General features: G+C 33.6%; 19 protein-coding genes. 4 read left to right on the forward strand and 15 right to left on the reverse strand.

Going from position 1 to position 22,133, the window contains the following annotated elements; translation table 11 throughout:
• Positions 1-5 precede the first annotated feature (5 nt).
• The 3 genes from P6733_RS08985 to P6733_RS08995 all read right to left on the reverse strand — a co-directional run bounded on the left by P6733_RS08985 (position 6) and on the right by P6733_RS08995 (position 3,250).
• Positions 6-1,427 carry a hypothetical protein gene (locus P6733_RS08985; RefSeq protein ID WP_306352523.1) on the reverse strand — a complete coding sequence of 474 codons (1,422 nt, stop codon included), beginning with the start codon at positions 1,425-1,427 and terminating at the stop codon, positions 6-8.
• 11 nt (positions 1,428-1,438) lie between these two features.
• Complete coding sequence (locus P6733_RS08990) at positions 1,439-2,602, reverse strand: ABC transporter ATP-binding protein (protein ID WP_306352524.1); 1,164 nt, start codon at positions 2,600-2,602, stop codon at positions 1,439-1,441.
• A gap of 96 nt (positions 2,603-2,698) precedes the next feature.
• Positions 2,699-3,250, reverse strand: a complete 552-nt coding sequence (locus tag P6733_RS08995; RefSeq protein WP_306352525.1) for a DUF3575 domain-containing protein — start codon at positions 3,248-3,250, stop codon at positions 2,699-2,701.
• A 101-nt stretch (positions 3,251-3,351) separates the two neighbouring features.
• On the opposite strand from P6733_RS08995, the gene P6733_RS09000 reads away from it, so the two are divergent.
• Positions 3,352-4,869 (forward strand): S8 family peptidase, encoded by a 1,518-nt coding sequence (locus tag P6733_RS09000; protein WP_306352526.1) that lies wholly within the window; start codon positions 3,352-3,354, stop codon positions 4,867-4,869.
• Between the two features lie 63 nt (positions 4,870-4,932).
• Here P6733_RS09000 and P6733_RS09005 read toward each other — a convergent pair whose 3' ends face one another.
• From P6733_RS09005 to P6733_RS09020, 4 genes are all read right to left on the reverse strand, one after another.
• Positions 4,933-5,514, reverse strand: a complete 582-nt coding sequence (locus P6733_RS09005; RefSeq protein WP_306352527.1) for an LOG family protein — start codon at positions 5,512-5,514, stop codon at positions 4,933-4,935.
• A 29-nt stretch (positions 5,515-5,543) separates the two neighbouring features.
• The gene (locus P6733_RS09010) at positions 5,544-6,395 is read right to left on the reverse strand and encodes an aldose 1-epimerase family protein (protein WP_306352528.1); all 852 of its coding nucleotides are present in this window, start codon (positions 6,393-6,395) and stop codon (positions 5,544-5,546) included.
• Positions 6,396-6,413: 18 nt separating this feature from the next.
• Entirely contained in the window at positions 6,414-9,263 is a 2,850-nt protein-coding gene (locus P6733_RS09015; protein ID WP_306352529.1) for a TolB-like translocation protein, read from the reverse strand.
• Positions 9,264-9,442: 179 nt separating this feature from the next.
• Complete coding sequence (locus P6733_RS09020) at positions 9,443-9,856, reverse strand: hypothetical protein (RefSeq protein ID WP_306352530.1); 414 nt, start codon at positions 9,854-9,856, stop codon at positions 9,443-9,445.
• Between the two features lie 240 nt (positions 9,857-10,096).
• On the opposite strand from P6733_RS09020, the gene P6733_RS09025 reads away from it, so the two are divergent.
• Positions 10,097-10,375: a hypothetical protein gene (locus P6733_RS09025; RefSeq protein WP_306352531.1), complete on the forward strand. Its 279-nt coding sequence runs from the start codon at positions 10,097-10,099 to the stop codon at positions 10,373-10,375.
• 202 nt (positions 10,376-10,577) lie between these two features.
• On the opposite strand, the gene clpB is transcribed toward P6733_RS09025, so the two are convergent.
• Entirely contained in the window at positions 10,578-13,205 is a 2,628-nt protein-coding gene (clpB, locus tag P6733_RS09030) for an ATP-dependent chaperone ClpB (RefSeq protein ID WP_306352532.1), read from the reverse strand.
• A gap of 316 nt (positions 13,206-13,521) precedes the next feature.
• On the opposite strand from clpB, the gene ytxJ reads away from it, so the two are divergent.
• Complete coding sequence (gene ytxJ, locus P6733_RS09035) at positions 13,522-13,917, forward strand: bacillithiol system redox-active protein YtxJ (RefSeq protein ID WP_306352533.1); 396 nt, start codon at positions 13,522-13,524, stop codon at positions 13,915-13,917.
• 123 nt (positions 13,918-14,040) lie between these two features.
• A complete protein-coding gene (locus P6733_RS09040) occupies positions 14,041-14,538 on the forward strand; it encodes a DinB family protein (protein ID WP_306352534.1) in 498 nt (165 codons plus the stop codon).
• Between the two features lie 74 nt (positions 14,539-14,612).
• On the opposite strand, the gene P6733_RS09045 is transcribed toward P6733_RS09040, so the two are convergent.
• From P6733_RS09045 to P6733_RS09075, 7 genes are all read right to left on the reverse strand, one after another.
• Positions 14,613-15,782 (reverse strand): hypothetical protein, encoded by a 1,170-nt coding sequence (locus P6733_RS09045; RefSeq protein ID WP_306352535.1) that lies wholly within the window; start codon positions 15,780-15,782, stop codon positions 14,613-14,615.
• Positions 15,766-16,752, reverse strand: a complete 987-nt coding sequence (locus P6733_RS09050) for a DUF2157 domain-containing protein (protein ID WP_306352536.1) — start codon at positions 16,750-16,752, stop codon at positions 15,766-15,768. Before P6733_RS09050 ends, P6733_RS09045 begins: the two co-directional genes overlap by 17 nt.
• A 143-nt stretch (positions 16,753-16,895) precedes the next feature.
• Positions 16,896-18,176 carry an argininosuccinate lyase gene (argH, locus tag P6733_RS09055; protein ID WP_306352537.1) on the reverse strand — a complete coding sequence of 427 codons (1,281 nt, stop codon included), beginning with the start codon at positions 18,174-18,176 and terminating at the stop codon, positions 16,896-16,898.
• Between the two features lie 19 nt (positions 18,177-18,195).
• Positions 18,196-19,266, reverse strand: a complete 1,071-nt coding sequence (locus P6733_RS09060; RefSeq protein ID WP_306352538.1) for a M20 family metallo-hydrolase — start codon at positions 19,264-19,266, stop codon at positions 18,196-18,198.
• Positions 19,263-20,048: an acetylglutamate kinase gene (argB, locus tag P6733_RS09065; RefSeq protein WP_306352539.1), complete on the reverse strand. Its 786-nt coding sequence runs from the start codon at positions 20,046-20,048 to the stop codon at positions 19,263-19,265. The genes P6733_RS09060 and argB overlap by 4 nt, the downstream gene beginning before the upstream one ends.
• A complete protein-coding gene (locus P6733_RS09070; protein ID WP_306352540.1) occupies positions 20,038-20,988 on the reverse strand; it encodes an N-acetylornithine carbamoyltransferase in 951 nt (316 codons plus the stop codon). Before P6733_RS09070 ends, argB begins: the two co-directional genes overlap by 11 nt.
• A 10-nt stretch (positions 20,989-20,998) precedes the next feature.
• Positions 20,999-22,132 carry an aspartate aminotransferase family protein gene (locus P6733_RS09075; protein WP_306352541.1) on the reverse strand — a complete coding sequence of 378 codons (1,134 nt, stop codon included), beginning with the start codon at positions 22,130-22,132 and terminating at the stop codon, positions 20,999-21,001.
• Position 22,133 lies beyond the last annotated feature (1 nt).

Raw genomic sequence — 22,133 nt, forward strand, 5'->3', positions numbered from 1 at the left:
GTTTTTTATGCTTCTGGGATTCCTTTCCATTTCTGAATCATTTTAGAGAAAAAGAACATGTAAAGGATGATAAAGACACTATTAATATATAAGAATAATTGAAAATTATCTTGTAACCAATTATGTGTGCTATAGTTGTAAGGAACTTCAATAGATGTAATGCCACTTTGAATAACTTCTAATTTTCTTTGGGCATAATAGTAATCTTTGGTAAACTCTAGGAGAAGCCCATAAACTATAAGAGGTAATATTGGGAGTAACCAAAGCACAATATTCAAAATAATATCTGACTTTCGTTTTCCGTTTTTTTGAATACAAACAGAAACGTAGTAAAGGAAAAGTAGAATGATTATGATGATCCAGATAATAGAATATGTAATAATAGAATTGAAAATTGCAGCAAATATTCCAGTAATAATTCCTACTACATTGAGAGCGACAAAAGCAATAAGCCAACTTCTTCCAGAGGTCGTTTTGAAAGAAAACACAAGGAAAGAACTTATAATAGTGACATATAATATAAAATTCAAAGCAAATAAATCCATGAAAGGATCACTCCATGCTTGGGATAACTTACTGTATGTACGTTCTAACGAATTGAAGGGAACATAATATTTGTTTTCTATATTATTATTACTATACAGCTCTTTTTTAATTCGGCTGATAGTTTCATATTCTGTAAATTCCGGAGCATGATAAACTAGATCAGACCATTTTTCTGCAGTAATATTTGCTTTTAATTGGTGAACGTCAGCAATTTTAATGAACTCTTTCATAACCCATACGACGCTGTCTTTTTGGTTATTTACTAACCAGTTTTTCACTCGAATTTCATTATTAGAATGTGTGTACGAATCTAAACTATTGTACATTCTCTGATTAATGAGTGAATTGATGCTGTATATCTTTCCTTGATATTTAACCGTGTCATTTTTAGATCGAATTTCATTCATGTTATAATATTGATCTGTAACAAAAAGGGAAGCCATCGATATAATGTTAGCACGTTCCATAACAACTTCTTCGGAGTAATAGCTTTTTATTTTAAGATTAATACCATAAAAATAAGATACAGTATAAGTACAGTTCAGTAAACAAATGATTAAAATAATACACCACTCTTTAAACAAAGCATTACTCTTTTTGGGATAAAAGGATTTGAATGCATTATTCCTGCAATAGAGAACCATCCATACAATAAAAGTCAATACAGATATTAGAATACTAATGAAAACGATAATTCCATTATCGATGAAATTGGAACTATAATAATAATTATACTCAGAAAAATTTATATTTTCGCCAACATACCCTATTGCAAAAAAACAAATATGGAAAAGTATTAGAATAGCTACTGTAGGTACAATCTTAGTGTTCCACAGGAGCGGATGATTGATTAATAAATAGCGTTGAATTTTTTGAAACATAATAATATGGATTAGGATACGAAAAATCGTCTGGATGAATTAGAAATATTACGGAAATAATGCAGCGGTATCTGATTACTGATTATAATATTCAAGAAATCAAATTGAGTTACAGCAGTTGGAAAAGTAGCAATATAAGTACCTCCATTAAATTGTAAACTAATAAGTTGATGGTTACCGAATAGGGTATTCAATTGTGTTTGTGTCCATTCACTTTCAAATTCGATGATTAAATGTTTGTCTTCCACTACAGTACCTTCAGGTACGTTCTTATGATGTAGATTTTTTTGTTCACCATTTTTTAAGAAAATAACCTGATCCGAAGCTTTTTCAACTTCATATAACTGTTGTGAACTTAGAATAATCCCAATGGGTCTGAATGGCGATTTTGCAATAGCGCGGAAATCTTCTAAAACCGTTTGCTGTGCTAGAATATCAAGATTGGCCAAAGGCTCATCAATTAATAATATTTTTGGTTTTCGCAATAACATTCGGGCTAATTCGAAACGCATTTTATAACCAGAAGATAAATCTTTCCATCCATGATTCCTGAATTTTCGTAGTCCAAGACGCGCTATAGTTAGTTCTACAACAACTTCATTTTCTTCGGGTTTATAACCGTAACTAGCTGCTGTAAATTGAAGATTTTCAAACATAGAACCTTGCCAGGTTGCGGTACGTTGAGGAATATAAACTAATTTGGTACGTAAATCATACAAATCACTATAGTCGAAATTGAATTGAATTGATCCGCTAGAAGCATATAATTCTCCACAAAGTAAACGGAGTAAGGTTGTTTTTCCATTACCATTTTCACCTACTAAACCGATGATTTCACCTTGGTGAATATTCAAATTAATAGGACCTAAAGCAAATTGAGAACTAGAGTATTGTTTTTTCAATTGTTCAGTGCGAACTAATAATTGATTTTGAACTTTGAATTTTGGGGCTAGATCAGCATACAACTCTTCCAAAAGAAGAGAAAATTTAGTTTTTTTATCTTCGGAAGCAGTAGGATTGTTATCCAACCAAATTAAAAGCTCATTGGTTTTTTTATAGAAAAATAAATCTTCAGTATCTAAAGTAAGATCAATAATCCTTTTAGTTAGTAAAGTATAATCTTCAAACTGAAGATGTTCTTTTATTTCTTGAAATTGTTTCTGAAGTTCATTCATGTTATTTATGATCGCATGTTAATACCATCAAATATAACAGAATTTAAAAGTAATCGGAAAGAAGAAAAGCTTTATTTTAGAATAATAAGGAGCTATTTAATCAATTTTATAAGCAATCATTAAACCACCTCTATACGGTAACCATTCCCCACTTTTATTATAATTTTTAGCAGTTTCATAACGCTCATCTGTTCCAATGTAATAACCTTTGTAAGCACCTTGTTGTGTTCCACCTCCTACAAAAGCATCAAGAAGCCATTTATCACTTAGTTTCCATTGGTAACCAATAGTTGCTCCAACATAGTAGTTGTAGCCTTTTTGATATTTATTGGTATTGTTATAATTCCATTTTTGTAATCTAAAAGCACCACCACCTACATGGGCACCCACATAAAAACCATTATATTTTTCATTAAAATGATAACGGACCTCAGGAATTACAATCAATAACTGAAAAGGAGCGCCGTTTCGGGATTTCCAAACGGAAGTTACTGCATCCAACTGAAAAGTCATTTTTTTACCAATACTGGTTTCAAAACCTGCATTTGGGAGACCAACTACAGTTGATAATCCATTCAGTTTAACATAAGTCTGTGCTTGCGTGAATCCAATTGTAAAAAAAAGAGTCAGAAAAAATATTTTCTTCATGTTGGGTTTAAGTTGTTTTTATGTAAAAATAATAATAAAGGAACGCTTGCAAGTGTTAATTTAGTATATTAGAAACATTATTAATTTAAAAGCATCTAATTATGAAGAAAATCTATTTTAATCTAGTTATTTTAACTTTAATATTGCTTACTTCTTGCTCTAAAGAAGGATTTAACGATTCTATTCCTAATGGGAATCCACCAGAATCACCGAAAGACCCCCTAACAGCTGTAGAAATCAATGCTAAAATTGATGAATCTATTCAAACCAAAGGCACATTTAATTGGAATGAAGCTTCAAATCATATGCTTTGGAGTGCGGTAGTTCGAGGTCAAAATATACTTACAATTGGTTTTGGAAGTAGTGCGAATGATTTTGATCGCTCAAAATTATCAGGAAGCGCTAATCAACAAAGAGAATTACTACAATTAATTGCAGATTCAGAAGGGATTTCTACAGAAAAAACCCTAGTGGGTCAAGATGATTATTTGACAATCATTGATGTGGTTGTAACGAAAATTGAAACCATTAATCAATTGAGACAATTGAAAGGAATCCGTTACATAGAACCAGCAGATTACAGATATTTTGATGCAAAAGGAAATATATCTAAATCCTCGAGTTCAGGTTCTAGTTCGGGATGTGGGTTTGATGGTGAGGCAATATCCTCAGCAGATTATACTACAGTTACACCCAATGCAAGAGTGCCTTGGAATTTTTATAAACACAATATACCCACAGCATGGAGTACAAGTACAGGTAGAGGTGTAACGATTGGAATTGTAGATACAGGTGTTTCTGATAGCCAAACATTATTAGGCAGTAATTTTAATAATGGACAATCTTCTGGAAGAACAATTCAAAAGTATGGAGTATATGTAGATTCGATTTGGCCTTGGTCTAGTACTACGGATGGATCTAATGATAAGTGTGGTCATGGTACAAGTATGTCAGCGGTTGCAACAGCGCCAAGGAATGATAATGGTCAACCAGTTGGAGTTGCTTATAATGCAAATCTTATTGTGTATAGAGCCGCTTCAAATGTCATTCTAGAAGGATATCATGAGCAAAAAGGAGTAGAAAAGGCATTTACAGCTTTAGGAAATAATGCGAATGTAAAAATTATTTCAATGTCTATGGGGCATATTTTTTCTGTAGGAAGAATTGAAGATGGAATAAAATATGCTTATAGTAAAGGAAAATTGATTTTTGGAGCAGGTGGAACATCTACAAGTTTCACCAATTTTGTTGGAGTAATTTTCCCAGCTTCTATGGCAGAAGTAGTAGCAGTAACAGGAGTGAAGGAGTCTGCAACACACCAAGAATGTGATGTTTGTCATAAAGGGGGTAAAATCGACTTTACTGTCGTTATGGAACGTGCAGGAACATTAAGTACTATACCAGTATTAGGATACTATAACAATGAAAGTTCATATGTAGGTGGCTCTTCTGTAGCTACAGCTACAACAGCGGGAATAGCAGCACTAGTATGGTCGAAAAATCCTTCATGGACAAGAGATCAGGTATTGAACAAAATGAAACAATCTGGTAATTTTTATCCAAATAAAAATGCCAATTTTGGATACGGTAATGTGAATGCATCATTAGCAGTTCAATAAGTAACAAATTAATTATAAATTAAAAGCCCTCAAATTGATTTGAGGGCTTTTTTTATTAAAGTCTTACGTTGTAGTATTTGTAATCCATTTGCCAACAGTAGGTGGATCATATCGTCTCATTTGATCCAGTAAATCATTAATAGAATCACTGACTAATAGCATCTTTTGGTTGGCTTCTTTTAATAAACCTTGTCCAGTCATATGCTCTATAAAGGCGATGAGGTAATCATAGTAACCATTGGTGTTTAAGATACCAATAGGTTTTTTATGTAGGCCTAATTGTGCCCAAGTAAGCATTTCAAAAAGTTCTTCTAAAGTACCAAATCCACCTGGCAATGCAATGACGCCATCACAGAGTTCATTCATTTTGGTTTTACGCTCATGCATACTGTCTACTAAAAATAGTTCAGTAAGATTCTCATGAGCAATTTCTTTATTTTTTAGGAAATGAGGTAATACACCCAGTACTTTTCCACCAGAATTTAGAACACTGTCTGCAACAGCTCCCATTAATCCAATATTTGCACCGCCATATACTAATTCAATATCGTTTTTGGCCAATGCCTTTCCTAATTCAATAGCGTGTGTTTTATAAATATCTGAAATGCCAAAACTAGAGGCGCAAAATACAGTAATACGTTTCATTTAATTTTTTTCTAAAGATACAATCTTGTTTAACAAAGTTCAATAGTGTACGAAGTTTTAAAATCTTCTTTTGGATCTAAGGCAATAATTCCTTCTTTATCAAATAAATCACCCGTAGCAGTATGTCGATCAGCATGTCCATACCAAGGTTCAATACAAATATAAGGTGCATTGATTTGTGTCCAAATTCCTAATGTAGTAAAACCATCAAAATGTACTCTTAATAGAGGAGTAGAATGATCGAGTAGCGTTACCTGTTTTGATTTTAAATCTTTGAATATTAAAGTATCATTCTTGAGTAAAGAATAGGATAACGGTAATTTTCGATCTATTGTAGCAATGCCTTCCGTTTCGTGTGTTAGTAGCCCATCTTTTAAGATATGACTGATTAATGGTTCCTCTTTTTCAAATTCAATAGCATAGTCGGTAAAAGCATTGGGTAATGCAAAGGCAGGATGTGCTCCAATTGAAAAAGGCATACGATTTTCACTCTTGTTTTTTACATGGTAACTTACTTCAATACTTTTTTCAATCAATGTATAGGTAATTCGCAGTTCAAAAGCGAAAGGGTAAAGTACTAAAGTAGTAGCAGAATTTGAAAGGGAAAAGCAAATACTATTTTCGCTTGTTTTTATAATTTTAAAAATAGAATCTCGGGCAAAACCATGTCGGTCTAAATGATATTGATTGTCATTGTAGATATAAGTATCATTCTTTATAGAGCCAATGATAGGGAATAGTATCGGTGAATTTTTGTTCCAAAATTTTGGATCCGCATTCCACATATATTCCTTGTTGTTTGTATCTTTTATAGAAATTAATTCAGCACCTAAATCATTTATAGTTACTGAAAGAAATTCATTGCTTATTGTAGTATTCATTGTATTTGTAATAATTTTTTAAAATCCAGCGGCTAAGAAAATAGAAGGAACAAAGGTAGTATTAAGATTAAACGGATCTTCATTTAATAAATAAGAACCTCTAAAACCAATGCTAATAGGAGCTGCATTAAAGAATGTAGTATCAAAAGTTAACTCAACACCCACAGATTGATAGGTAGTACTTCTGTCAAATCCTTTTAAGGTTGCTTTTCCTAGATCATAAAATAAGTTTGCACTAATACGCTTGATGTATGTGATTCCACCAAACCCCCAATCTGGATAGAACAAAGGAAAGGCATAATCGGCAGAAAATTTAGTGAATTGATCATTAACAGGAGTTTCATATCCTCTTGGGTAATTGAAATTATCAGAAAATTGAAACTCATTGGTTAATAATTCCTTTTGGTATCCCACTCCTAATTTTAAGTTGTGATTAGCACCAATACCTGGAAGATAAACAGCACCAAGCATTTTTATTTTTTCATTTTCGGCATTGCTTATATTTCTATAATATTCGAAACGACCACTAATCCCCAATCGGGAACCCATATTTTGTCTTGCAATTCTTTTTAGAGAAGAGAACTGAATGATAGCATCAAAAGTATTCAAATTTGAAGTAGCATAATCCTGTACGCGTGTTCTTCTTTTGGTTAGGATATGATGATCTGCTCCTAAAGCAATAGAAAATTGAGTAGAGAAATTGTCTTTTATCCAATGATACGGTAAGGCTACCGATGCACCAAAACTGGTTTCATTGAAATAGAGTGTTCGGATATTTGTAGCACTCGACTGGTAGTAAGCAGAATGTTCCCTTTGAGCAGTGTTTAATGTAATGACCGGATACCATCGGGCAATGGATAGTTTTCCATTGTAAAAAACTCCATTTTCATTATTATTATAACCACCATTCAAAATCACACTAACATCATTGAGATAATTATTCATTTGTAATGATAATGTAGGTGTAGATAGGTCGGGAGCAATATTCCAACTATGGAAACGCAAACCTTTGAAAAGGCCATTGTAGGATTTAATAGGATATTCATTTGTAGGCACCTTGTCCAATATATTGCCTTTTTTAGTAAAGCCAGGATTGCCAAAAATAGCCATGGTATTGGGTTCTTCGATTACAATGGAAGCTTTATTGTCTGTTATTTTATTTTCCATACTCATCTCAGAAATAATATATCCTTTTTCGGTAAATTCTGTGAAGAGTAACTTTTTACCATCTGTACTAAGTGCGGGTTGGTAAGCGCCTACAGGAACAGAAGTGAGCTGTTCTACAGATTGTGAACCATTGAGTGGTGTTCTATATAAATTGTCAATTCCACTGAAACCAGCTGTATAATACACATAATTTTCATGAACGCGTGGGTCATCAATAACATGAGCCGTCCAAGGAGTTAGTTGGGTATTCGTTTGATCTGTCAGATTGTATTTGTAAAGTGCAATTTGGTTGTTTTTTTTGAAAATATAAACGACCGCATTATTATCTGTAGCGATTGTAGATCGCGAGATAAATTCGTCATTGTCAAAACGTAAAAGAATTTGAGTTGCTCCAGATTCAGTTGTAATAGATTGTAGGGTATGCTGTTGTAATTCGTCGATATGAATTGCAATGATTGTTCTTCCATCACTTGAAATAACAGGAGAGAAATATTTTCCTTTTGTAGTGATTTTTCTTTTCTCTTGTTTTGAAATATCATAGAAATAAATATCAGAGTAGGAGATATTGGTACGTCTAGGATGTTGACTCAATTCTGTCCATACTAATTTCTCATTATTATAGAAAAGATATTGTCCAAGATTGTAACCCATTGTGGTAATCTTTTCTTCACCATTTTCTGTTATTCTGTAGATTGCTTCAGTTCTTTTGTAGTCATTTTTTAAAGCTATAATTGAACCTTTGGTATCAAATTGAGGAAAGTAATAATTGGTAACAGTTTCTTTTTGTTTTGGCGTAATAACGCTTGTTGAGGTTAATTGTGTTTTATTGAGGTGACTGCTCCATTTCTGTTGAAATGCTTTCCAAGAAGCAGTATACAGAGAAGGTGCTCTGTATCCAGTATATTTTTCCAAAGCACTACTAAAAGGATAAAATCCAGCTTTATATCGACCTGCGTCGGCTAGAATTTTTTTGTTTAAGGTGTCCGTTTTTTCAGTTTGTAATTGGGAAAGCATCATGTATCCTAATGGATAATGACTGGGAACGATATCTTTATAAGAACCATTTCGAGCTTTCATATAAGGGTAGTTAATTCCCGCTTGAACCAAAGCTCTTTGTTCTACTGTAAAAGAAGGAGTTCTCCCGCGACCAGCATTCGATAACATGGTTTCGGTCATTACAGCATCTCCTTCAAAGTACCAATTTGGAATACTCAAATGAGAGAGTACAGCCCAACCAGATTCTCCTTGAAGTACGTCAAATATTTTAGTCAAACCTCTATTGGCATTTACATATTGTAAAACGTGGCGGTATTCGTGCAGCGATAGGTTATCTAACCAGTTTAAGGTACCTAGTCGATTCATATCCTCAGGTGGAGTAGTGAAGAACTTACTGCAAAAAGGAGCTAATCCTACATAGCCATTGGCATTTACATTTTGGTTTTGTAAGACGATATTAATTTTTTTAAAGCGATCTCCTACACTTTGACTATTATTTTCCTGTACAGTATTAATAATATTACTGATTCGAGCTGCTTTAGCTTCTAAGCCTTGTGGAAATATAATATTGGCTGCGGGAGAAGTAAGTACTTGCCAGTTTAAATGAGATGGATTTCCTCCAAAATCATCTTGAGCTTTTGTTTGTGTATAGAATAGTAGGCAGATTATTTGTAATAAAATGAGGTATCTTTTAGGTGATGTCATAGTTGGTATAAAATAATTAATTGCCAAAATAGAGTACAATTTGATTCACTCTATTTTTTGAACCCTAAAAGTAAGAAGTTCTGGACTAGAATGAATAGACTACAAACAAAATTTAAATTTGCAGCATAAAAAAAGCACTAAGTCGAATGAGTTAGTGCTTTTTTTATTGTGATACTTTGTTATTGTGTTATTTCCATAGTATGTGTTATGAATTCTGATGGACCGCTTTTAAAACGAATTTTATACGTTCCTACTGCCGGTGCTGCAAAAACATAATCAACTGTTCTGGTAATGATCTGTGGAGAACATTGTCCGCTATAACGCGCTTCTACTTCTACTCGAGCAACATCAACATCCTCAGTAGTTGTAATAAAACGATTTAGAGAACCGCAATTACTTTCTACTTTAAATTCAACAACGATCTTAACTTGTTTATTTGCGCGAGCAGTTGCTGGGCCTGTTACATTCGATACTAAAGCAGGTTTTACAACCTCTGGAGTTTCAATACCCAAGTCATTATCACTATTACTACAAGAGAATAATGTAGTGACAAATAATACTAAGGCTATAGTTTTTAATTGGAAAGTTTTCATAGATGTATTTTTTTAATAGTTTATTAGAAAGATAAAAAAATGGGATAATGGTTGCGTAAATATCTTAAAAAAAACACAAATAAGAAGGATTTTTTTTCAAGAGTAGCAACACAATGCCATTTTACCTACTAAATATGTTAAAGTATAGCTATATTTTATCTTAAATAGTTGGTCGGTTTGATTATATTTTTTTAATTTTATGTACCACTAATTTAATTATTAATTACATTACACTTTACAATGACGACATTCGAGACGATAGACAAAGAAATCATCGATACATTGACTTTTCCAAAAAACGATGTATTGAGTGATTCAGACGCAATTTGCCGTAGAAAAACAGATTTAGATAGAGCACTTTCATTAGGTAATCTAGAACATGAAAAAATTAAAATCTTTTTTGAAGATGATATTTCTAAAAAAGTAGTTGAAACTACAGTTTGGGGAATTACCGATGAAAGAGTAATTTTAAAACACAATCTAGGTATTCCGATTAACAGAATTTATAAATCAATTTAAGATTACTATTTAGAAGAATATTAAATGCTCTCTTTTTTATAAAATCAACGCTCTCAAAAAAAAAACGAATAGCCTCTACTAAATGAATAGTAGAGGCTATTGGTTTTTATAGCAGCATTATTTTATATACAAAAAACACCTCGATCTCAATGCAATATCGAGAAGGAGGTGTTTCCTCAAAGTATTAAACTCAAAAAAAAAATTATTCGTTTACGAACTCATTTTCGGTATGCTCCGCAGTTTGATTACGGAACACTAAATTCCCATCAAAACTATCCAGAAGAATTATACTATCAGTTGTTATTTTTCCTGATAAAATTTCTTTCGATAGTTCATTTAGAACTTCTTTTTGTATCACTCGTTTTACGGGTCTAGCTCCAAAATGTGGATCAAAACCTTTTTTCGAGATGTAATCAATTGCTTCTGGTGTTGCATCCAAAGTAATGTTTTGCAACGCTAACATTTTGGATACAGATTTCAATTGAATGTTTACAATTTGTCTAATGTTATCCTGACTAAGTGGTGTAAACATCACTATGTCATCGATACGATTAATAAATTCAGGTCGAACGGTTTGTTTTAACAAACCAAGCACTTCTACTTTTGCTAGTTCAATAGCAGTTTCGACACTACCGTTTAAATTATCAAATTTCTCTTGTATAATATGACTTCCCATATTAGAGGTCATAATGATAATCGTATTTTTAAAATCGGCTAATCGACCTTTGTTATCAGTCAATCGACCTTCATCCAATACCTGTAATAAGATGTTGAATGTATCAGGATGTGCTTTTTCAATCTCATCTAACAATACGACAGAATAAGGTTTTCTACGAACAGCTTCTGTTAATTGTCCTCCTTCATCATAACCTACATATCCTGGAGGTGCACCGACTAATCTACTCACACTATGACGTTCTTGGTATTCACTCATATCAATGCGAGTCATTGCATTTTCATCATCAAATAAGTACGAAGCCAAGGCTTTTGCTAATTCGGTTTTACCTACTCCTGTCGTTCCTAAAAATAGGAATGAACCAATTGGTTTTTTCTGATCCTGTAATCCTGCGCGATTTCTACGTACTGCATCACTCACGGCTTCGATAGCTTCTTCTTGTCCTACGACTCTATGGTGTAATTCATCTTCTAATCGCAATAATTTTTCACGCTCGCTTTGTAGCATTTTAGTTACTGGAATACCGGTCCATTTTGCTACTACTTCAGCAATATCTTCGGAGGTTACTTCTTCTTTAATAAGAGAGTGTTCTCCGTTTTGGTTTTCTTCTAACTGTTTTTGCAATAGGTTTAGACGCTCTTGGGCATCTTTTATTTTACCATAACGTATTTCCGCTACTTTTCCGTAATCTCCTTCACGTTCTGCCTTTTCCGCTTCTAATTTGAAGTTCTCAATTTCAGTTTTTGCTGTTTGGATATTATCGACTACATCTTTCTCACTTTTCCAACGTGCATATATTTCATTTCGATCTTCTTTGAGGTTGGCAACTTCCATCCCCAATGATTTTAATTTCGTTTCGTCATTTTCACGTTTAATCGCTTCAATTTCGATTTCGAGTTGCATTATTTTACGATCTAATACATCTAATTCTTCTGGCTTGGAATTGATTTCCATACGCAATTTTGATGCAGCCTCATCCATTAAATCAATGGCTTTATCGGGAAGAAAACGATTGGTAATGTAACGTTGCGATAATTCTACTGCAGAAATAATTGCTTCGTCTTTGATACGTACTTTATGGTGTGTTTCATATTTCTCTTTAATACCACGCAAGATAGAGATGGCACTTTCTGTATCCGGTTCATCTACCATGATTTTTTGGAAACGTCTTTCAAGGGCTTTATCTTTTTCAAAATATTTTTGATATTCATCCAAAGTTGTAGCACCAATAGCTCTTAATTCTCCACGGGCTAAAGCCGGTTTCAGAATATTAGCCGCATCCATAGCACCTTCACCACCACCAGCACCTACAAGAGTATGGATTTCATCAATGAATAATACAATATCTCCTTCTGCACTAGTAACTTCTTTTACAACCGATTTTAAACGTTCTTCAAATTCTCCTTTGTATTTTGCTCCGGCAATTAAGGCTCCCATATCCAAAGAAAATACAATTTTATCTTTTAGATTTTCTGGAACATCACCTTGAACAATTCGATGGGCAAGACCTTCCGCAATGGCTGTTTTACCAACACCAGGTTCTCCAACTAACATTGGATTGTTTTTGGTACGACGTGATAGAATTTGTAATACACGTCTGATTTCTTCATCACGACCAATAACAGGATCTAATTTTCCATCGTTAGCCAATTGATTTAAATTTTTAGCGTATTTATTTAAAGCATTGTAGGTTTCTTCTGCACTAGCAGAGGTTACTCTTTCGCCTTTACGCAATTCATCAATAGCCGATTTTAAACCTTTTTCAGTTACTCCTTGATCTTTTAAGATTTGAGCAACTTTACTTTTTGAGCTGAATATTGCTAGTATTAAATGTTCAATAGAAACAAATTCATCGTTCATTTTTTTAGCAATGTTATTGGCCTCATTTAATGTATTTCCCGTTTCACGAGATAACATTAAATCACCTCCTGATACTTTAGGGAAACTTTGAAGTGTACTGTCTAATATTTGAATAAATAGAGGAACATTTACATTCAGTTTCTTCAGTATAAACGGAGCTACATTTTCATCAACTTCAAAAATAGCTTTGAATAAATGCTCATTTTCAATTTGCTGATGACCTAAGCTTTGAGCAAGCTGCTGTGCCTGCTGTATCGCTTCCTGTGATTTTATAGTATAATTGTTTAAGTTCATATTTTTATCTTTTTTTATCTTCTTTGGTATCTATTTTTCAATTAGTGTTCCAATAAGTGAAATCTGACAAAATGACCACTTTTGAGTTGAGTAGAAAGACAAATTGTCTTGTATTGCGACAAAATGAATGTTTTTATGAAAAAAACGGAACTTAAAGGTAATGATTTATTAAGAGATGAAGGTTGTGCTTGCGCTAAATTATTCTTAATTTTCTTATGAAATACAGAAATGTCGCTTTAACTTTTTGTTATGTAAAACGAATGTTGTAATGTTATAGCTTTGTTTTTTACATTCAATTTAAACACAATTAGGTGATATGAGCATATTTAGTAAAATATTTGGAGATTCAAATGCAGGGAATGAAGATCAATCTAATGCGATTCAGTGGATTGATTTAAACGATATAAGTCAATTGGACGAAATTGTGGCAATTTCTGAAGAAAAACCAGTGATTATTTTTAAACACAGTACTCGATGCAGTATCAGTCGAATGGCGTTGAAAAATTTTGAAAAAGAATATAATCTATCAGAAGATAGTGTAGTGGCTTATTTTCTAGATTTATTAGAACATCGTGATATTTCGAATGAGATTACACAGCGATTTAATGTAGTACATCAATCTCCTCAATTACTTTTAATAAAAAAGGGAAAATCGGTTTATAACACTTCACACAGTGATATAGATGCCGAAGCATTAGCTTCAGAAATATAAATATCAGATTATAATCAGTTGAAATTGTGTTGCTTGTTCTTGATTTATTATAGATAAGTGTTTGTTATTATGTGCGTTATGTTTATTATTTTTACTAAACCAAACTAACAAACAATCTAAATTATGAACTTAACTGAATTGTATTTAAAAGAGTTAAATGCAGAATCGAGTGCAACAAGAAGAATTCTTGGTGCAGTCCCTTCGGACAAATTCGATTGGCAGCCCCATCCTAAAAGTATGGATATTCGTACGTTAGGGGCGCATATTGCAGAACTGCCTACATGGATTACGATGGCTTATACTACGGACGAATTGGACTTTGCAACTACTCCGTATGTTCCTAAACCTATTAATTCGACACCCGAACTATTGGATTTTTTTGAGAAATCATTGGTAGATGGAAAAAGTATGCTACTTCCGGAGAATGAGAAAATCTTAGCAGAACCATGGACATTACGCAATGGAGAAACCATTTATGCTACGTTTTCCAAAGGAGATTTAATTCGTCATGCAATGAGTCAGATTATCCATCATAGAGCCCAAATGGGAGTATATCTACGCTTATTAGACATTCCGTTACCAGCGACTTATGGATCTAGTGCCGATGATGTACATTTTTAGACTACGAAATAAAGTATAACAAAAGAGTTCCGAATAGCTATTCGGAACTCTTTTATTTATGCAGATGATTTCTTTTAGAAACTTTCTCCTGAACCACCACCACTAAAGCCTCCACCACCAAATTCCATAGGTGAGTCTTCTACTTTTAGTTCTGGTTTTATATTGAATGCCGATGCAATTAGCAATGCTTCTGCATTCAGCAATGCATTAGGATTGTCAAATCGATCCGGTTTAAAGGTAAGTCCCACGACATTATCTTTTATCTTTTTTATAAAAAAGTAAGTAAAAGCAAAAAGCAACAATCCGCAAAAAGTCAGCATAACTTCAGTTGGTAAAATATGATGATAGGATCGGAAGGTAAAGATGGAGAAACAAAATGCCAAGCAGCCCATCCATAGTAAGATTCGATCTTTATTTCGTAATGCAAAAATTAAATATACAATTGGAATAATAAACGTAAAACCCCAGAAAAAGAATGCAAAAGGAATTTCTGGACTTATTTCATAATAATCGAATGTAATCGTTGCCGAAAGTTCTCTCACAATATAGTAATTACCAGAGCAATAGAATAATAACAAGCTAATGCTTTTTACTAATATAAGCCCATTATAATAAAAGGGAGCCTTTAAATTCTTAAGGAACATATTACTGGTATAATAGAGTAGGATGGAATACAAAATTATTACAAAGGGTAGAATCACTTCTCCAATTTCTAGATAATTATAGGTCGCATATCCCAATGTTGCAATGGAAGCAACACAAAAAATAATTATTGAAAGTAAGTGTACATAACGGAGGTACAGGATAAGAGAAACAATGGATGTCGTTATTGTAATGGCTAATATATTATTTCCCTCAGTTGAAATGCCAATGGCTAGAGCAAGAGTTAATAATGTACCAAAGGCGAATGCATCATCTAAGCCATATCCATAATACGTTAGTCTTGCAAAAAATTCTGTTCCTGCCAAGCCCACTATAGCAAAAAGATAGCAGAAAGCCTTGTAAGAATCAGAAATAATGGGAAGCCCTAATAGGGATATTACACCACAAACTGACAAATATAAAAACACGCCTAATAAAAAGAATCCCAGACGAATTAAAATATTTTCCTGACGTTTAAGTATTGGCAATTCTTTGATTGCATTTTGCATCTGTTCTTTGGTAATGAAATGTGCTTTTTGTAAAGTCTGAACTTCATCTACTAAAAAGAGATTCTTCAATAAATTCTTATCGTATACTATCATTTGCTTTTTGTTTATTGAAGTTTTTAATTAATTTGATAAATAACAAAATGGATCCTATGATATAAAAAGGTAATAGATATAATACATACTCATCAAAATGATTGAATATGAATTTAGAAATCACAATGTTTATTCCAATATAGGCATATACAATGGTAAAGACGAATAGTGAAATGGAGGAATTCTGATAACTAGCTTTATAGAAGTAATAGGTTGAAATAGCTAAAATAACGGCAGAAATCAACCAATAGCTTTCCAATAAATTATTGATGGAGGCGATACTAATCAGATGTAAGGCGTAGGTTAAATAAATAAAATTAAAGTGTGTTTTTAAATTAATTTTCGAACTGTATATTGTCCAAACAATTAATAAAACACCCAGTAAAATAGCAGAATAACTTAATGTATCTGTGGTGTAAAAATCATTGTGAAGTAAAGTCTGTGGACTAACCGATAGACCAATATAGGCCGCTAAACCTGTTATTGCAATAGCTAGAACACTCTTATTGTCAAAATAATAAGCACAACCAAAACTAATAATAGTAGGCACTAATGTCGCAATGCCATAATGCGTTCCGAAAAGCTCATATTGGAATTGGATATACCCTACAAAAATGCAACTTAAGATTGTTGCGGTCAGTACTAGATAATGTAATACGGGATTTTCAAAGCTGGAATCTTCTTTTTGGAAACCTGTAGCATTTTTAAAACAGAAATAGAAACAGACTATTGTAACAATCAATAATAGAGACAAAATAGCAATGTGTCCTATCGTATCTATATTTTGATAAATTAAAATTCCAATTCCAGATGTAAATAATATAACCGATAAATACAGAAATAATTTGAGCTCTCCATAAAGAGAAAAAATACTCAAGCTACGATATTCCTTTATTTGGTTAAGCTGCTCTGCTGAAATTAGATTTTTTTCAAAAAGAGTCTGGGTAGCTTGTTCTTCGAATTGTCCCAATACGATATGATTTAAGATGATTAATACTCAAATATATGTATTTAGTAGGAATTTTGGTTTCGAATAAAAAGATTTGTTGTTTACAAACAACCAAAGAAGTTTCGAATCTATATTCGAAACTTTTTGATTGCCAATACTTTTGATTAGAAAGTGTTTTTCATTTTATGTTTAATTTCACTTAAACAAAGGTTGTTGATACTCCCTTCATGCGTATGTTGTGTTTTCTTAGGTGATTGAAAAGTACCCTTTTCAGTTTGTTCTCCTATTATTTTATACGCATCTCTAAAAGGCATTCCTTGTTGGACTAATTCATTTAAAGCGTCCACAGTAAAGAGGTAATCATATTTTGAATCCTCTAAAATGTGTTCCTTAACCTGAATATCTTTGGTTGCATACAAAGACATGTCCAAACAGGCTTTTAGATTTTGAAGGGCAGGGAATAATCCCTCTTTCAACAATTGAAAGTCCCTATGATAACCACTTGGAAGGTTATTCGTTAACAAGGTTAACTCGTAAGGTAACGCTTGAATTTTATTGCATTTGCCTCTGATTAATTCAAAAACATCTGGATTTTTTTTATGTGGCATAATACTCGATCCTGTAGTAAGATGCGAGGGTAGTGTAATGAAATCAAAATTCTGACTCATATAAATTGTAACATCCATAGCAAATTTAGATAGGGTAGCCGCTACACTGCTCAACGCAAATGCAACTGTTTTTTCCGATTTACCTCTACTCATTTGTGCGGCCACAGCATTATATTTCAAAGTAGAGAAATTCAGTGCTTTAGTTGTAAATGTTCTGTCGATTGGGAATGAACTTCCATAACCAGCAGCCGAACCCAAAGGATTCTGATCTACAATCTCAAGTGCAGCATTCAGCATGGTTATATCATCAATCAAACTTTCGGCATAAGCAGAAAACCACAATCCGAAAGAAGAAGGCATCGCAATTTGAAAATGTGTATAACCTGGCATTAAGGTATTTTGATACTGATGGGATAATTCCATTAGCAAATCGAATAAATCCAATACTTGTTCTTTGATTGCAATCAATTCATCTTTGAGATACAGATGCATATCGACCAAAACCTGATCATTTCTAGAACGTGCTGTATGAATCTTTTTCCCAGCTTCACCCACTTTTTCAGTCAATAAATATTCAATTTTTGAATGCACATCTTCAAAAGTATCTTCAATCACAAACTGTCCTTTTTCGATATCATTTAAAATTTCTTCCAAAGCCTGTACTAAGGCATCCGTTTCAATAGAAGTCAAAAGACCAATTTGATGCAGCATTTTTGCATGAGCGATAGATCCTAAAGCATCATATTTTGCGAGAACCAAGTCCAATGTTCTGTCATTTCCTACGGTAAAATGATCAATTTGCAGATCGGTTGCTATTCCTTTTTCCCAAAGTTTCATAAGTATTGTATTTAGGATATTAGTATTGATTCAGAAAATCTGAAAGTATTTGTATATATAAGGCGATACCCTGTTCTATCTCTTCGACGAAAATAAATTCGTCGGCAGTATGAGAGCGTAACGAATTACCAGGTCCTAGTTTAAGAGACTGACAACTCAATACAGATTGATCCGAAAGAGTAGGAGAGCCATAGGTTGTTCTACCCAATGCAATTCCTGCCTGAACTAATGGATGTTCGATTGCAATAGCCGAAGCATTTAAATGCAGAGAACGCGGTTGTACACCTTGAATATTGTTTTGTACAATGTCTAGCACTTCCTGATTGCTATAACAATCATTTACACGGATATCCACAACCAAATGACAATCAGATGGTACAACATTGTGTTGTTTTCCCGCATTGATTTGGGTAACGGTCATTTTAACGGGGCCTAAAACAGGTGATACTTTTTCAAAACTAAAATCCTTGAACCATTGTATAACAGGAAGCGCATTATAGATTGGATTGTCATTGTTCTGATGTGCAGCATGACTGGCTGTACCCTGAACAGCAACATCGAGGACTAATAATCCTTTTTCGGCAATGGCCAATTGCATTTCTGTAGGCTCACCCACTATAGCACAATCCAGTTGAGGTAAATGTTTCAAAACACTGTTTAAACCATTTGGACCACTACTTTCTTCCTCCGCTGAAGCCACGATCACGATATTATGGCTTAGGTTTTCATTTTTGTAAAAATGTGTAAATGTTGCGATCAGTGAAACTAAACAACCACCCGCATCATTACTACCTAAGCCATAGAGTTTTCCTTCCTTTACTATAGCATCAAAAGGATCATTGGTATAACCATGATTTGGTTTTACCGTATCGTGGTGAGAATTCAATAATAACGTAGGTTTCTCAGGATCAAAAAAATGGTTGTATGCCCATATATTATTATTTTCTCTATGAAATGAGATTTGATTTTCTGTAAACCAGTTTTCAATCAGCAAGGCCGTTTGATCTTCTTCTGATGAAAAAGAACGCGTTGTAATCAGCTCTTTTAGTAACTGTATTGCTGCTGTGGTTAATGTGGCTTTATCTTTCATAAGCTTATTGTTGTGTACTGCGCCGTTGTATTTTCTATTTGACTTTGATCCCCAATACTGATTTTCTGAACACCATTTGATAAGGCATAGAAACAGTTGTCTAATTTTGGAAGCATGCCAGAATGGATAACTTGAGCGGTTTTTAATTCATTGTAATAATCAAAAGTCATTTGTTTTACAACGCTGTTTTCATCATTTAAATCCAATAGAACTCCTTTTTTCTCAAAGCAATACATCAGATTTACATCGTATTCATCCGATAATGCAATCGCTAATTCACTTGCAATAGTATCGGCATTTGTGTTTAATAATTGTCCTTTATTATCATGGGTAATAGCACAAAAAACTAAGGATATATCGGTAGCCAATAATTTTTCAAGCAAACTGGTTTGAACCGTAACGACATCACCCACGTAACCAAAATCAATAGTGTTATGTTGTCTTTTTTCGGATTGTATTAAATTTCCATCCGCTCCTGTAAAACCCATTGCAGTAGTGCCTAAAGCCTGGAGTTGTGCAACAATTTGTTTGTTAATTAAACCAGCATATACCATTACTGCAACATCTAGCATAGGAGCATCAGTAATTCTTCTACCGTCAACAAATTCTGGTTTTAAATTAAACTGTTCGGCTGTTTTTGTAGCAGATTTTCCGCCACCATGGACTAATATTTTTGGACCATAAATATTGGAATAAGCCATTAAAAATGATGTCAATGCCTGAGCATCATCAATGATATTACCTCCAATTTTTACGATGGTTAATGATTGTTTAATTTTCATGTTCCAAAATTTGAGTCAGAATAGCCTGTGTTGCATACGTTCTGTTATTCGCTTGAGGAATTACTATAGAGGTTTCGCTATCCAATACCGCATCACTGACAATCATGTTTCTTCTTACGGGTAAACAATGCATGAATTTTGCCTTGTTAGTCAATTCCATTTTTTCAGGAGTTACAGTCCAGTTTGGATCACTAGAAATAATTTGCCCATATTCTTGATACGAACTCCAGTTTTTAGCATAAATAAAATCGGCTTTTGCAAAAGCTTCATCTTGATTATGCGTAATCGTAGCTCCTTTGGTAATTTCTGGATTCAGTTCATATCCTTCTGGATGTGCAATAACCAAATCTACATTTGATAATTTCATCATTTTTACAAAAGAATTGGGAACTGCATGCGGCAATGCTTTAGGATGTGGGGCCCATGTTAAAACCACCTTTGGTTTTCTCTTGGTTTTATATTCCTGAATAGTCAAAGCATCGGCAACCGCTTGTAAAGGATGCTCAGTTGCACCTTCTAAACTAATTACGGGTACTGAAGCATATTGTACAAAAGCACTAATGACCTGCTCTTCTTCATCCTTTTCTTTGTCGGTTAGAGTAGGAAAGCTTCTTATTGCAATAACATCACAATATTGAGAAACCACTTGAGCAGCTTCCTTAATATGTTCTGCCTTTCCACCATTCATGATAGCACCATCCTCAAACTCTAAACTCCAACCTTCTGTGTTGAGGTTCATGACCATCGAATGCATGCCTAAATTTGAAGCAGCTTTTTGAGTGCTTAATCTTGTTCTTAAGCTAGGATTAAAGAATAATAATCCTAGTGTTTTGTTCTTGCCTAATTCGGCATTATTATAAGGGTTTGATTTAATTTTTTTAGCCAGTAAAATCAATTCCTCTAAATCTGTTATATCGTCTACAGAAGTGAATTTTTTCATGATTTTAGTATTATAATGTTTGTAAAGCGTTTTGTAATCCTTGGGCAAATTGGTCAATGTCCTTGTGTGTAATATTCAAGGGTGGCAAGATTCTCAAAAGATTTTTTTGAGAAGCACTTCCAGTGAAAATAAACTGTTCAAGGATTAATTTTTTTCGTAGTTCCGCGACATCAAAATCGAAAACCAGACCTAACATCAAACCACGACCTTTAATAGCCTTAATTCCAGGGATATTTTGCATTGCTTTGACGAAATACTCGTTTTGAATCATTACATTTTCCAAAATAGCTTCTTGTTCCATAATAGCCAAAACGGATAATGCTGCGGCGCAAGCCAAGTGATTTCCTCCAAAGGTTGTTCCTAGTAAACCAAAGGAAGCTTTGAATTTTGGATTGATTAATATTCCACCAATTGGAAATCCATTCCCCATTCCTTTTGCCATCGAAATAATATCGGCTTGAATGCCATGATGCTGATGCGCAAAGAATTTACCAGATCTTCCATAACCACTTTGAATTTCATCTAGAATTAAAATTACGTTATGCTCGTGGCATAATTTTTCCAATGCTTGAAAAAAGGCAGTAGTTCCTTGATCTAATCCGCCAACACCTTGTATACCTTCAATGATTACTGCGCAGATGTCACCTTTTTCAATTTCCTGTTTTACAGCGTCAATATCATTTAAAGGTAGAAACACAACGGGATGATTTGCATTAATTGGAGCAACGATAGAAGGATTATCCGTTACAGCAACAGAAGCAGAAGTACGACCATGAAAGCTTTTGTTGAAACTAATTACTTTCGATTTTTGGGTATAAAATGAAGCGAGCTTTAATGCATTTTCATTGGCTTCAGCCCCTGAATTGCACAAGAAAAGACTATAATCTCCATAACCCGATTGTTGTGTGAGTTGTTTCGCTAATGCTTCTTGTAACGGATTTTGAATTGAATTGGAATAAAATCCAATTTTTTGTAATTGTTCTGTAACCGTTTTTACATAATCTGGATGGGAATGCCCTACAGAAATCACACCGTGACCGCCATAGAAATCCAGATAAGGTTGGTTGTTCTCGTCCCAAACGGTTGCTCCTAATGCTTTGGTTGGGGTAATATTATATATTGGGTAAACGTTGAATAAACTCATT

This window comes from Flavobacterium aerium, from assembly GCF_030766725.1.
GTDB classification, from domain to species: domain Bacteria; phylum Bacteroidota; class Bacteroidia; order Flavobacteriales; family Flavobacteriaceae; genus Flavobacterium; species Flavobacterium aerium.

Excerpts from the sequence above, each read along its gene's own strand:
- P6733_RS09000 (WP_306352526.1), top strand. The coding sequence starts at position 3,352 with ATGAAGAAAATCTATTTTAATCTAGTTATTTTAACTTTAATATTGCTT.
- argB (WP_306352539.1), bottom strand. The coding sequence starts at position 20,048 with ATGAAAATTAAACAATCATTAACCATCGTAAAAATTGGAGGTAATATC.
- P6733_RS09005 (WP_306352527.1), bottom strand. The coding sequence starts at position 5,514 with ATGAAACGTATTACTGTATTTTGCGCCTCTAGTTTTGGCATTTCAGAT.
- P6733_RS08985 (WP_306352523.1), bottom strand. The coding sequence starts at position 1,427 with ATGTTTCAAAAAATTCAACGCTATTTATTAATCAATCATCCGCTCCTG.
- P6733_RS09010 (WP_306352528.1), bottom strand. The coding sequence starts at position 6,395 with ATGAATACTACAATAAGCAATGAATTTCTTTCAGTAACTATAAATGAT.
- P6733_RS08995 (WP_306352525.1), bottom strand. The coding sequence starts at position 3,250 with ATGAAGAAAATATTTTTTCTGACTCTTTTTTTTACAATTGGATTCACG.
- P6733_RS09045 (WP_306352535.1), bottom strand. The coding sequence starts at position 15,782 with ATGATAGTATACGATAAGAATTTATTGAAGAATCTCTTTTTAGTAGAT.
- ytxJ (WP_306352533.1), top strand. The coding sequence starts at position 13,522 with ATGAGCATATTTAGTAAAATATTTGGAGATTCAAATGCAGGGAATGAA.
- P6733_RS09015 (WP_306352529.1), bottom strand. The coding sequence starts at position 9,263 with ATGACATCACCTAAAAGATACCTCATTTTATTACAAATAATCTGCCTA.
- P6733_RS09040 (WP_306352534.1), top strand. The coding sequence starts at position 14,041 with ATGAACTTAACTGAATTGTATTTAAAAGAGTTAAATGCAGAATCGAGT.
- P6733_RS09060 (WP_306352538.1), bottom strand. The coding sequence starts at position 19,266 with ATGAAAGATAAAGCCACATTAACCACAGCAGCAATACAGTTACTAAAA.
- P6733_RS09070 (WP_306352540.1), bottom strand. The coding sequence starts at position 20,988 with ATGAAAAAATTCACTTCTGTAGACGATATAACAGATTTAGAGGAATTG.
- P6733_RS09075 (WP_306352541.1), bottom strand. The coding sequence starts at position 22,132 with ATGAGTTTATTCAACGTTTACCCAATATATAATATTACCCCAACCAAA.
- argH (WP_306352537.1), bottom strand. The coding sequence starts at position 18,176 with ATGAAACTTTGGGAAAAAGGAATAGCAACCGATCTGCAAATTGATCAT.
- P6733_RS08990 (WP_306352524.1), bottom strand. The coding sequence starts at position 2,602 with ATGAATGAACTTCAGAAACAATTTCAAGAAATAAAAGAACATCTTCAG.
- P6733_RS09020 (WP_306352530.1), bottom strand. The coding sequence starts at position 9,856 with ATGAAAACTTTCCAATTAAAAACTATAGCCTTAGTATTATTTGTCACT.
- clpB (WP_306352532.1), bottom strand. The coding sequence starts at position 13,205 with ATGAACTTAAACAATTATACTATAAAATCACAGGAAGCGATACAGCAG.
- P6733_RS09025 (WP_306352531.1), top strand. The coding sequence starts at position 10,097 with ATGACGACATTCGAGACGATAGACAAAGAAATCATCGATACATTGACT.